The sequence below is a fragment of the Paenibacillus sp. LjRoot56 genome, from assembly GCF_964253335.1.
GTDB lineage: Bacteria > Bacillota > Bacilli > Paenibacillales > NBRC-103111 > Paenibacillus_E > Paenibacillus_E allorhizoplanae.
In genome coordinates this window covers 527,221-540,977 of sequence record NZ_CAXURV020000002.1, presented here as the reverse complement: position 1 = coordinate 540,977, position 13,757 = coordinate 527,221, and the positions used below count along the sequence as shown (strand labels likewise).

At 47.1% G+C, this 13,757-nt stretch carries 7 protein-coding genes; all 7 read right to left on the bottom strand.

The features are described from left to right. Positions 1–39 precede the first annotated feature (39 nt). Positions 40–3,111, bottom strand: coding sequence for a glycosyl hydrolase (locus ACSQ8O_RS14975; RefSeq protein ID WP_436242341.1), 3,072 nt, complete (start codon positions 3,109–3,111; stop codon positions 40–42). A 121-nt stretch (positions 3,112–3,232) separates the two neighbouring features. Next, positions 3,233–5,446 carry a helix-turn-helix domain-containing protein gene (locus ACSQ8O_RS14970; protein WP_436242340.1) on the bottom strand — a complete coding sequence of 738 codons (2,214 nt, stop codon included), beginning with the start codon at positions 5,444–5,446 and terminating at the stop codon, positions 3,233–3,235. A gap of 188 nt (positions 5,447–5,634) precedes the next feature. Next, positions 5,635–8,061 carry an alpha-L-rhamnosidase C-terminal domain-containing protein gene (locus ACSQ8O_RS14965; protein ID WP_436242339.1) on the bottom strand — a complete coding sequence of 809 codons (2,427 nt, stop codon included), beginning with the start codon at positions 8,059–8,061 and terminating at the stop codon, positions 5,635–5,637. A 21-nt stretch (positions 8,062–8,082) separates the two neighbouring features. Then, positions 8,083–9,576, bottom strand: coding sequence for a glycoside hydrolase family 28 protein (locus tag ACSQ8O_RS14960; RefSeq protein ID WP_436242338.1), 1,494 nt, complete (start codon positions 9,574–9,576; stop codon positions 8,083–8,085). Positions 9,577–9,779: 203 nt separating this feature from the next. Continuing rightward, the gene (locus ACSQ8O_RS14955; protein ID WP_436242337.1) at positions 9,780–11,327 is read right to left on the bottom strand and encodes an extracellular solute-binding protein; all 1,548 of its coding nucleotides are present in this window, start codon (positions 11,325–11,327) and stop codon (positions 9,780–9,782) included. 61 nt (positions 11,328–11,388) lie between these two features. Beyond that, positions 11,389–12,246: a carbohydrate ABC transporter permease gene (locus ACSQ8O_RS14950; RefSeq protein WP_436242336.1), complete on the bottom strand. Its 858-nt coding sequence runs from the start codon at positions 12,244–12,246 to the stop codon at positions 11,389–11,391. Then, the gene (locus ACSQ8O_RS14945; RefSeq protein ID WP_436242335.1) at positions 12,240–13,127 is read right to left on the bottom strand and encodes an ABC transporter permease; all 888 of its coding nucleotides are present in this window, start codon (positions 13,125–13,127) and stop codon (positions 12,240–12,242) included. The genes ACSQ8O_RS14950 and ACSQ8O_RS14945 overlap by 7 nt, the downstream gene beginning before the upstream one ends. Between the last annotated feature and the right edge of the window lie 630 nt (positions 13,128–13,757).

Genomic DNA, 13,757 nt, shown 5'->3' with positions numbered 1-13,757 from the left:
GATCACAGGCAGATGATCCTCTGTCTATGATCTGTTTTTTTAGGTAGATGAAATCACAATACGCGGCGGGACTGGCAATCCGAACCTGACAAAAGTGTATCGGTCTACATACATCGAGACTCCCTGAGGTATCCCTTTGTCCGTCCAACCTGGTGTATTCGTGAAACTGGATGGGCCTACTTTGTAAATTTCACCATGGATATGATGATGTGGGCCAAGTAAGTTCCGGCAGCTATTCGTTAGCTCCATCTCGATGACATTCTCCCCAGCAACCAGGTATCTCCCAATGTCAGCCTCATACGGTTCCCATAATAAGGTTCGAACTTCGTGTCCATTCAGCCACAGTTTGCATACAGCAGCATGAGGTGGCTCAGGAAAGAACCATTTCGCAGCAGCGCTATCATTCCAATTCACAACGATATGCTGGCGCAATCGAATCGTACCCGCGAAGAAAGGAAGCCCTTGCTGAACAAGTTCGCTCGCATGAACAACCTGAGGAATCTCCGTAAGGACAAAAGGCCCCTCCGTCTGAACCGCCCTTCGTTCGCCGTACACATACCCAGAGCGGGATTCAACACCAAACTCACCCAGTAGGTAAATGCTCTCAATTTCGGTATCGAAAGTTAACTTATTGCCTTCTGATTCAAATTTCTTCGCATTCTCAATCGCTTGATACGTTTCAGGTGAATTATAGAAATGTCTGTTTAACCGAATGTGATTTTCCCCGCTTTGTACATTGCCGCTGATAGCGACTTTGTGGAGTGAACCGTCTCGCCATGTTCCGCAGCTCTCGGAGGAGACCTTACCACCGTTAACTTCTATGATGAAAAGCTCAGGGCTTTCCATGACAACAAATAGCTCCCTGTTATATCCAGTTTCCCATCCAACGTAGAAAGGAAAGTCTAACTCGATATCAACAGATCGACCCAGATCTAATAATTGTTCCTGGATAAGAATCACAGGCTGTAATTCAGACCACTCGCCATCCTCCACTCGTAATCGACACGTATCCAAGGTGAGGCTGTTCGGGGTGAGGGAGACTACGTCCCAATGGGAACTCAATATGGTTGTTTCTGCGGATTCACTCTCACTCTTACTCTTTCCTGACACTTGTTCAATAACATTCGCTGGATGTCCATTGCGTGGCTCCAGACGCAGCATATAGGATTGACCAGGATGCAGAGGCAGCTGAACCCGAATGCCATCCGCCGTTTCATCCTGCCCTAGAGCTCCAATCTTATCGCCGCTTGTAAGATCAATTAAAGTCACATTCCCTTTATGAAGTAGCTCGATATCAACCTGAGCATAATGCTCGTCCCCGGAATTGACGACATAATACAAACGAGATCCCTCAAGTTCCAAAGTTTGCACGTTAACTGTGTCTACTGCAATGGTAACTCCGCGCTCATCGGTCATCCGAATGGAAGGTGCACTGACCTTCGTTATGGCGTCCACCATGGCAGCCGATGACCACTCCGGTTTGTTCGCTTGCAGCAGCAGCAACTCTGCAAGTTCACTGTCCGGCATCCCCTCAACTAGCTGAGGATAGGGTGCACAAGCAATCAACTGTCCGCCTTGCTGCACGAATTGTTTCAGCAACGTAAGTGTCGTTCGACTAATCGTCACGCTTGGCGGCAGAACCACCACACGATAGGCTGCCTCGCCAATGATGAATTGGCCGTCCTTCACATGACCATGCCCCTCCATGATACTTTCACTGCCGTAATCATGCTCGATAAAGGCTTGGCACATCCAGCGGGACAGCTGGGCGAATGCTGCGTGGAACCGCGGAATGTCGGAGCGATCCTCTCCGCGCTGCAAGGTCCACGCACTGCGAATCGGGTGCAAGAGCAGAACTTCGACTTGTCTTGTCCCCTCTGATAGCAGCATCGACAATCTGGCGAAATAAGCGTTGAAGCCCTTATAATCCTCCCACCAAGGCTGTTGGACGAACAGGGATGGCGGATAATCCCGCTTCCGCAGCCCTTTCAGGCTATAGCTCTGCAAATGCTGGCAAATCATCGTAATGCCATGCACGAACTGCCATTCACCTATTCGCTTCAAATCCGCGAAGCTAACGTCCCAACCGGAACAACCGAAGCTTTCGGTAATCGATTGTTTTTTCCCAAGTTGATGAGCGACAGATCCGACCTGCTTCGGGACAATTGGTTCATCACCAATAAAACGGCCGAGCCAATCACAACCTGGCATGTTCAAATGTTCATAAAACGCCATGGGATCTCCAACAGAGGTTACTTGAATCTGCAGCGCTTGTTCATCAACAACATGTCCCGTAAATGACCAGCCTTTACTTTGACACCATTCACCGATTTGTTTCGCGTACGCCTTCGTGAACATCGCTGTTACACACGCCCAGTAGTCGTATCTGGCTTTCGCAGTGCCGTCGACTTGCAGGAATAACGCTGGCAATACGTCTTTCAACTCATACCCATTTGCAGATCGAAATGCCGCTTCCAATTCAAAGGACCACGGTAATTGACCGCGAGCAAATTGAGGTTCGTCGGTAAAAAAACCTTGAATGACATCCCCAAACTCCTCTCCAAAGCGCTCCCAATACGCGTCATAGGCGGCTTCAATGAACGCTCCCACTGCTTGCTCACTTAAGGCATCTAAATAGTAGGGATTAACCTCATAGTACAATCGAAGCTGTGCCTTTTCTGTATCCTCATCCCCAAGTAGCTTATACCCGGTCTCTGTTTGCTCGTAGTACGCGATCGTATGTTGGGCAGGACTTTGAAAAGGCGCGTCTTCACAGAGCAGCTTCTTTTGCTGAAATGCCACGCCTTTGGCAGTCACCTTCCCATCAGCGAAGCCGCTAGGCCACCCATTTTCATCATACAGCCATGGCGACAGGCCTAATTCTTTGCCTTTTACGATACAAGCGCGAATCGCTTCCATCCACTCCTCCCCCATGTAGGGGGTTTGAAGTCCACCTCTCGCATGCATGAAAAAGCCGCCAATCCCCGCTTTATGCATCTCTTCAATTTGCCGTTCTAATTCGGCGATCTCCAATTTATCATTCCATGACCAAAACGGGATCGTCCGATACTCATTAGGCGGATGCAGCAATTGTTCCCAAATATGTGACATAAAAACCTCCGAAAGTAGTTGTAGGTGAAAGGCAACATCGCGGCACTTTTCACTCACTTTACCTACTTTGGAGGTTCTCTTCAATCTACATTTTTTTGCCCAGTTAACATGCAGGCCGATCTTATTGGTGAACCTTTCGATAATCCCCAGGCGTGGTGCCAATCATTTTCTTAAAAGCGCGAATGAAAGACATCTGATGTAAATATCCTACACGTTCCGAAATTTCTTGGATAGGCAAAGGTGTCGTTCTTAGCAATTCTTTGGCATGCTCCATCCGTATTTGGCAGAGATAGACGACGAACTTCTCACCGAAATCCTCTTTAAATATCGTGCTTAGGCTGGACGAATTCATATTAAATTGTTCGCTTAGGCTCGATAAAGATAAATCCGGATCACTGAAATTAGCTTCGATATAGTCCCTTACCTTTTGGACCACACCGTGATTGCCTTTGCTGACGCGAATTTCTTCCATTTGCTGTGCACACGACGAAATGGTTGCCAAATAAAAAGATTCCAGCTCATCCAGCGTTTCAAGTGTCTCCATATTCTCATCCCACGGTGTGCGGAACTCCCGATTCCATAGTTCTTGATACTCAGGAGGCAGCTCCATCATTTCCCGATAGAAATAATAGTTCATGTAACTGAGAATGCCGCTGATCTCCTCTTTGGGAAGCAAAAGCCGACGTAAACCCTCAAATAGCAGTTTTAGCTGCTCCTGCCACCCATCGTTACCAACACGGAAAGCTTGAGCAATCGTCCGTACATACTGCAGGTAAACATATAGATCATCATGCGACAATAGCTCGATTTCCCAATGACCGATCACCCGATTGCTGCCAAGCGCAGACTTGTAGTCCAGCGCCCTTGCCGATGATTCATAGGACCGATGTATCGCTTGAACTTCGTGTACCGTACAGCCCAAACCGAATGTCACCGTCAGCTTCAAATTGTTCTGCATCCATTGACGGACTTGCTCCGTCAGCGTCAGCATCATCGTCTCTAGTGGAATCTCTTGCTGCTCTTCAAGAAAAATAATACACAACCTATGATTCGTGACCCATTCCTGCCAAATGCGCAGACCACAGGCTTCAGCCGATTCTTCCACTACTTTTTTCAAAATATACTTAAAAAGCCCTTGATCCTCACGGGAATGCCCACTAATAAACTCGGTATATTTATCAATTTCGACAATGCTGACTGCGGCACTCCCCAATTGTTTCATGCCAAGCCCCATCAGCTCATTGTTCCAATCTGCCTGCTCTAACGGGCGACTTCCATCAATAATCTCGTGGAATAATTGGATACGTCGATACTTATGATTCACGAGACTCTGATTCTGATACTCCTGACTCACCTCAATGATGTTGCTGAGCGTGTAATCAATATAACTAAGTTCATCGACCGTTGGTCCTTGTATCGGATGCTCTTTATGCACCTGATTGTATTTCTCGATTCGCGACATGATTGTTTCAATTGGCTTATAGTTTTTACGGGTAATATACACAATCCATCCGATCGCTAGCAGCAGTCCCAAGAATCCAACGATAAACCAACCGCTCTTCATATAGCTAAAAATATTACCCAGCTCTTCCTTCTTAAGCGAGCTCGTATACATCCAACCCGTATAGTTGGATATAATCGTAATATCATCAACCTTCAGATCCTTGCCTTTTTGCTCAAAAATCATCTGGCCTTGACTATCTTTGAGTGCAATCTGATTCACTTCCGATATGCCATATTTACTTAGAAACTCTTGGATGGCATTAACTTTCACATTAACAACCATTATAGCAATCCCTTTACTTTGCAGGGGAATACTTCTGGACAGGGAAATGACACTGCCTTCCAGATTCCCATCTTTAAGCAACCGATAAGGACGGGGCAGACTCCAGCTAGCTAGTTCAGGATTATTTATATGACTTTCAATGAATGGTTTATCTGCAAATTGATCGACATTCAGCTTTGTTTTATCACTTATAACCGTTGCATCACCTGCCCGATACAAATAGACAGAATCAATCCATGGGTTGGTAGATGTTAAGCTCTGAAGCAAACGGGATAGCTCGATGAAAAAGTTAGTATCACTTTGCATCCCAGCGAAGGTCGTTATGTTAGCATTGCGAGTTATCGTTTCCAGCATCATTAATTCAATGGAGTTTAAGGACATGTCGATGCTATTCTGAATATTTTGCACGTATACGCCGCTCGATTTCAATGCTTCCTTGCGAGACAGATCATTGAGCTGAACGACCCCAATAAATACGAATAAACAAACGATAAGAATAAGAACAGGTACATAGGAAAGTAGCAAGCGACGGAACCAATTTCTTCTCAAGTTGAGCTCTCTCCTTCATGATAAAGAGGTGTTTATCTTACCATTCTATCCTTGATGTGAGGAAGGAGCAATATACATCCTTTCGCGGAGTTAACATGGATTTATCTGGAAGCAAAATGAGGCTAGTGTGACGATTCGTATAAAAAAGCCCCGCAGTAACTACGCTGCAGGGGCTTTATAATCAAGCATCAGCCTAACAAGGGAAACTCAAATTCATTCTGCCCCTCATTCAGAGGATATCTCTCATTGCTCCAAACCAAAGTACCAGGCAAACCATGTGGCAGTACAACTTCGACGTGCCATTGGCTGCCCCGACACCCCACGTTCACTTCAATAAAGCCATTCGGGTGCGGAAGCTTACCGTGCAGGCTTGTCAAAGATCCTAGCTGCGGACGAATCACGACCGAAGCAAATCCCATCGATGCAGGGCGGATGCCAAGCAAATTGGTATAGAGATGATAGACCGGATGAGCGCCCCAAGCATGACAGTCCGAACGCGTCGAATCCAAGAAAATTTCCGGCGTCGTCTTAAGCCCATTTGCTTCCATGCTAAACCAAGGATCAAGTCTGTCCAACAGCGCTTCAATTTGATTGGCAGACGCTAACACATTAAACGTATAATGATCGAAATATACGCTTGTGCGCATCAAGTCGTCATCAGTCTTCAACATTTCAGGTACAAGGCGATGGTTAAGTCGCGGTGAAATCGACTCGGATAATAAGGAAAGCACCTGAGGATGCTCGGAATAATACTGATGGCCGGTATCGTCCGCAAACAGCCCTCTCTCCTCATTCCAGAACAGCTGCTCGACGACGCTGCTCAGTTCTTTTGCCAGCCGTCTTGCTCGTGATTCCAGCTCTGTTTCACCTAAATAGGCTTCAAGTTTGGCAACCAACTCTAACGTATGAATCATCTGCAGATTATAGGCAGCATTCAAGCGATCCGCCCCATGCGGCGGGGTGCCCGAGTTCCATACCTCTGAAGGCGCTGTCTGCCAGTCCATGAAGTTCCATGAAATAGGTAGCTTTATCGCCCCATTCGATGAACGATTATGCAATAGCCGCTCCAACTCATCCCGAACGCTGCTCATCATGAAACGAATCCATTCTCGATCCCCTCTCCACAAGGCATAATCGTAGACCATCGCCACCCACCACAAGGAGAAAGAAGAAATATGTTTACCGCTTTGGTCCGGGTAAGCACAGTTCACAAGTCCAAGATGGTTGTTGCGCGATGCTCGGAACATATCCAGTGCTTTACGCGGTAAACGAGCATCGAGCGTACTCACGTAGGTAACAAGCGACTGAATGCGAGTATCCCCCACATACATCAACTGCTCCCAATAGGGGCAATCCATGTAGGTTTCGTGTGCACACATTTGCAGCGTCCTAAATGATGTACTAACGACTTGATTTAAGCGTTCATCACTACTCTGAATTGAGCCTTCCATTTCCAACGGATATCTTGTTTCCAGCAGCCTAAACTCCTTCAAGTCTAGCGCATCGCTCCCCGTCTCCACGATCAACTCGCCATAACGTCCTGCATGCCACCACAACGTATCAAAACTTCGGCTAGGCCCGCCATCCGGGCGAAAGGTATCGCCGTGACCTCTAAACCATTTACCCGCGATCTCGTTCCTATTCGTCTTGCGTCCGCCATCCACTTCATCATAGAAGGACTCTTCCCAGTAAAGTCGAATGACAGAACCTTTTCCTCCTGAAACGATAAGCGCTGGATAGAAACAATAATAATCACCTAGATCGATAATGATTCGTCTACGGGTATTCGCTGGAATATGCGTTGCTTGCCCGATAAGTAAACCATTCCAACGCTCATGCTCCTCTAATAAATCGCGACTCGCAACGATCGGATGTCCGTCAGATTCTAGAATACCGGCATCCTCTACAAAGCGAACCCCCATCGTCGTTATGCCAACCTCTTGCATCGGTGGCAATGTAGCCGGGCGCATAAGCCGCTGTACCGACGAAAAGTGATAATTGTCCTTACTATGGTAGACATTCGCCAAAGGTTGTACGGGAAGCCATCCGTCTCCGCCCCCTAACAGGGCATCCCAATCGATGGCAGCGCCGTCAATGTCCAGCTTTGCACCGGTACCGATGGTGGATGGCAGTGGAACAAAACGATAGCCAAGCATCGGCTTCGCTTCCCACGGAGCAACGCCGGTACCCATCAGTGGCGCGAGTGCTTCATCATCCGGACTTAGCAGAAAGCCTGGTTGCACGCTAACTTGCGCCCATGGCTTATGTTCTCCGATTGCCCAACAGCGCGCAATCCATTGATGTTCTCCTGCGGCAAGCTCGACCTCATAAGTTTCATAAAACCAATTGCTGCGGTCTCCACGTTCGCTGCCTCGGCCTATTCTATTATGATCCAGAAACAGCTCATACCTTTCATCTCCAGAGACGTGTATCCTTAGGCGAATAGCTTCATTTAAAGTGAATTTGCAGCGGTAAATGATGACATAGGGAGGTTTAAGAGCCTCACTCAAAGTCACCCAACGGCTCGGCCAACCTGTCGTCTGTTCCCACGGTTTTTGGGATTGATTTCTCTCTATGTCTCCACTATAGGGCAAGTCAGTAAGCAGTATACGCAATCCGATCACCTCCTCCATTCGTTATCGGATATCATCCACAACGTATAATTGTTTCACGCGTATATTCATCTCTTCCAAACTTGCTGCTGGCTTCGTACTCTCCATCATATAAATCTGCTCAAAGGCAACCCGTTCAATCAGGAAAGGATCTGTTCCACGCAGAATGGATGGGAGTCGCCCTTGATCACGCACTTTAATATTTTTCAGAAGCACTTGAGTAACAGGACCAATCCCTCTTCCACTCTCTTCGATTTCCAGATGCAGCCAAAAAGGTCCATTTCTTTCATGAATAACTTGCTCAATATCAATGTTCTCAAAAGTGATATTCTCCGCGGAAGCCTTACCAAAACGATGGTGAATCGCTAAAGCCCGACTGGCTTGATAGACGTAACTATTTTTAAAAATAACATTCCGTTGAGCTTGCTCTACGCCCATCCCTACCTTAAAAGCAGCACAACAAGTCCAAGCGATCACATCATCAAACGTCACATGCTCAAGCACTTGCGGTGATCCCGGCCAATTTTGCGCAATATCGGTTGCTTCATTCCACGTTTTGGTGGAGAACGGATCATCCTCCGAAATGGCGATTGTATGTGTAACAAGCACATGCTGCGACTCTACAATATCTATCGCGTCATCCTCATAGTCAACCAACGATTGAAAACCCTTGTAGTTCGTAATCTTCACATGATTAGAGCGAGTTGGGATGAGCGCCCAGAGACCGGCATCTCGACCAATAATGCCATCAATCGTAAAATTGGTGGTAAGCATAGGCACAATTAGATTGCTAACAAAACTTTGATTCGCTCTCAACCAAGATCCATTCCCATCAATCGTCCCTCGACCTGATATCGTAATGTTAGTGGAGTTGGGTTCTGTTTGAATGAACCAGGTTCCATCCAGGTCCAGACTATCTTTATGAAAATCGACGGTGTAATCCTCTTTATGATCGGTTGCTCGAAGTACGGCTCCCCCTTGCAGATAAAGGGTAACATGACTTTTCAGGATTAGATTGCCGATCAGGAAAACACCTTCGGGAACATAAACAACGCCACCTCCAGCTGAACTCGCATCATTGATTGCTTCTTGAATCGCTGATGTAGCCATCGTTTCCCCTGTGAAATCAGCACTATAATTGGCGACAACATGGAAGATGCCATCACCAGATACAGGTGGAGCACTCACTTCAAGTGGATCTGCGATGACGACGAGCTCCTTCAAATTGTTTATTTTCACAATGAGATATCGGGAGTCTTGGATGTCGAAGGTAAGCTTATTCCCTTCTACCGTTCCTTGAATATCAAAAGCTAATGGACTTATCGCATACGTATCGATCGGCTCGCACACCGTGATGGTTATGGTTGTTGATCCGGAAAAGGAGAAATGAGCGTAATCATAATCGCGATCCGTCAGGAAAGAGATCACCGGTACTCCAATATGATCAGCTTTTACCGCGTAATACGATAATCCGGAGTAAATGGACGGTACAGTGTAGGTCTCAATTGTTGTAGGCATACTAATCCTCCTATGCTTCTTAGCTAACAGGTTTAACATACCGATTTTGCTACGACCCATCAATCTACATTTCTTTGCTGAATTAACATACATAGATGATACACAAAGAAACCTGAGACTTTGATAATCAGGCTTCTTGGAAACAAATTACGAATTATAGCTCAACAACCCCTGGAATTCCTCCAGAGGTTGTTTGTTTGAAACTACTTCACATAGCCCAGTTCCTTCAATTGTTTGGCTCCCTGATCCAAGAGCAGCTTGTATTTAAATGTATCCTCTAGCTTTTTCAGGAAGCTGTCGTACTCACTGATTGGCGTCTTGCCGTACAGGAACTTCACAAATTCCTCATCGATGAAGCGCTCCGCATCCGCCTTATTGTAGCCTGTCGGCAAATCGATGAAACCGTTCAACACTTTGATACGAGGAGCTGCCGCATTGCCCGCGATGTCTTGTGCCTGCTTAGCAAACTTAGTGGACAGATATTGCTGCTCCGGGCGTCCTGTGAATTGATATACCCAAACATAGGCTGCTTCTGTTGCCATTAAGTCCGTCGGCACGACTTTGTCGCCGGTTACATTATAATGTTTGCCGTTCAGACCGTACTGAACCAACCGACCGCCATCTGTCGTAGATACATAGTTCAAGAGGTCGAAGATTCGTTGTAATTTATCCTTATCCTTTTCCATCGTTTTAGGGATGGCTACAAGTCCAGAAGTAGCACCAATATCCTCGATTCCGTCGAAAGCGCCTCCAGGACCTTTCACAGTCGGAATCTGCACCCATTCCGCATTCGGATTAGCGGCTTTGATCTGCTTCTGGAACTCTTCTTTCATGATGCCCGACCATGCGGTATAAATGATGCCAGCCATGCCTTTAAAAGCTTTCTCCTGAGCGGTCTGCGCCTTGTTCGTGTAGAATTCTGGGTCCATCACACCGCCGTTTGCGAACTTCTGTACCGCTTGAATGGCATCTTTCATGCCCGGGGCATATAAGGAGTTGACTAATTGACCGTCCTTCGCGTAGAAATTCTTCGGACCCGGTATGCCAAATGCACCAAAGATAGGAGCTAACGCGGGAACACCGTTGCCTGTGATTCCAATGGTGTCCTTCTTACCGTTACCGTCAGGATCCTTCTCGACGAAGGCTTTCGCCGTGTCATAAAGCTCATCCAACGTAGATGGCATCTTCAGGCTCAGTTTGTCTAACCAGTCCTTGCGGATATAGAATACATCTGCAGCGAGGTTCGGAGCTTTGGAGAAGCCGTATACTTTGCCGTTAATGGTACCCTTCTTGAATGAATCATCGCCAAGGAACTTCTTCACATCGCCGAGTTTATCCATGTACGGTGTTAGATCCAGGAGAAGTCCCTTATCCGCATACTGCTGCAGATGATTTCGATCATTCAACTCCATGATGTCCGGATAGTCGGCGGCAGCGATCCGAGTGTTGAGATTATTTTTCAAGTCATCGCTATTCGCCGGCAAGTTCAAAATGAGATCGATATTCAGCTTCTTATCCAGTTCCGTCTTGACATAGTCCGCTGCTGGGTCTGGCATCTTGTTCCCCCAGCCTACCTTCATGACTTCTAATTTCACCTTCGCGGGACCTTTGGTTGGCGCTGCTGATGCCGCTCCCCCTTGTGTTGGTGCCGCAGAAGATTCAGCAGCTTTGTTACTGTCATTTCCACATCCTGCGAGTAGGGCTCCTGCGGTTAGGACTGCGGACAAGCTGATGGCTGTTCTCTTTTTCATGTTCATATGAATCCCCTTTCAATCGAATTGTACTATAAATACCGGGCTTTGAACCGGATATTTAACCTTTGATAGAGCCCAAGAGCATGCCTTTGGTAAAATATTTTTGGATGAACGGGTAAATCGCGATGATGGGCAGACTGGCAGTCATCACAACGGCCATCTGCAAACTGACGGTCGGGATGGTGACCTCTGATTGGGAGCTGACATTCTGTGAGCTCAGTAGCATTTCCCGTACAATGACTTGGAGCGGCTGCAGATTTTTTTTCGTCACATACATAATGGCTTGAAAGATCTCATTCCAGTGGCCCACCAGATAGAACAGACCAACGGTCATCATGGATGGAAGTGATAGTGGCACAACAATTTGCAACAGCACACGCCATTCCTTTGCCCCATCTATTCTTGCTGATTCAAACAGTTCTTCCGGTAAACTCTCGAAAAAACTCTTCATGATGAGGACATTGAAGGTCCAGATCGCATTTGGGATAATCATTGCCCAGAGGGAATTCAGCAATCCTAAACTCTTGACTACCAGATAGGTGGGGATGATCCCCCCGTTGAAGACCATAGTAAAAATGATCCCCAGCAGGATGATGGATCGCCCTGGTACGTTTTTGCGGCTAAGTGGATACGCTAGAAGCGTGGTTAGGATCAAGTTAACTGCCGTACCGACTACCGAAATGAAGATGGTGTTCAAGAAGGCTCGATGCAGCATGGATTCCTTCAGCAGCGTCTTGTAAGCCTCTAAGGTAATGGAGCGCGGGATGATCATGTACCCGTGTTTGATCACTTCTTCATAGGGGGTGAGCGACACGGATACCACGTAAAGGATCGGGAATAAGGCGGCCAAGCCCACTAACAGAAGTGGAATTAGAATGATTGTGTCGAACGTCCTGTCTTTCCAGCTTCTTACCATATGCTGCCGCCTCCTGTCTTAGCAAGCTGGTTGGCTAAGATGACAAGCGTGAAACCGATAACCGATTTGAATAATCCGACTGCCGACGCCACACTGTAGTTCATCTGTTCCAACCCTGTCCGGAATACCCAAGTATCAATGATGTCCGCTACTTCGTAGACCTGCACGTTATACATAATGTAGATCTGCTCGAACCCAGCGTCGAAAATGTAGCCCAATCTCATGATGAGTAGCAGGATGAACACGGTTCGGATGCCCGGCAGGGTGATGTGCCAGATCATTCGTAACCGACCAGCTCCGTCCACCTTAGCCGCTTCATACAGCGTTGGGTCGATACCCGCTATGGCGGCAAGATAGATGATGGCTCCCCACCCCAGATTCTGCCAGATATCCGTTGTGACAAGGACGCTGCGGAACCACTCATTAGAGCTCAAGAAGGGAATAGCCTTGCCCCCGTAATCCACGATTAACCGATTAATTAATCCTGTCGTCTCCGAGAATAGCGCGAGCGATATCCCGTAAATGATGACCCAAGAAAGGAAATGCGGCATATAACTCAAGGTCTGTATAAACCGCGTGAACCAGGGAATCCGGCATTCGTGCAGCAGGATGGCCAGGATCACCGGCGGCACCAGACCAAATGCCATCTTGTAAATGCTGATCAGGAATGTGTTCGCAATAAGTTGGGTGAAGTATGGCGAATCAAAAAAATATTGGAAATGCTTGTACCAAGGATCGGCCCAGGGGCTGTTCATGATTCCGCCAACGATGTCGTAGTCTTTGAAGGATATCACTAAGCCATACATAGGCAGGTACTTGAAAATGATGTACCAAGCAAGCCCGGGAAGCATCATCATGTAGAAGGCTCTGGCCTTCAGCATGGAGCGCCACAGCTTGGAGGACTTCGGAGCGGTCCCGGCAGTGGTGGAGAACTCCGATTGTTTGGGGATCATTCCGATCACCTCTTTCTCTTGATTGTCTATAAACTAATCTTACACGCTCCATGGAACGCCACAAATGAACATATTTGTGGTTCGACTCCACAAAATTATGCGTTTTCATAATGAGGGCTCCAGATGTGTGTCGTTTGGAACCAACCTTGAGAATGACTAGACATGTCTTCGCGTCCAGCCCTTAGGCCACTTATGGTTGCGAGTTAGTCGATTTCGTCTGGTTATCCGCTTTTTCCATTAGCTCTGGTTGGATCACTCACTCTCCGCCTATTAGTCCGAAATCGCAGAACTACACACACTGTCCACATCCATAAATCTCAAAGAGTCCTATATAGCCGAACTAAATCACCATAAACAACCCTCACATATGAAAAATGGGTAGTTAATTCGGCAGAATTGGACTATTGGTCTTTTTAAACAAGTAAACCTCGTTTTAGTTCGGAAAAATCGGACTAACGCCGTCCTAGCAGGTCTGTCCTGTCAGGTCGATCGAGACCATACAGAAATGGACGAGCGCTATTCTCCCCCACAAAGCAAACAAAGCCGGTCCAGAATGTC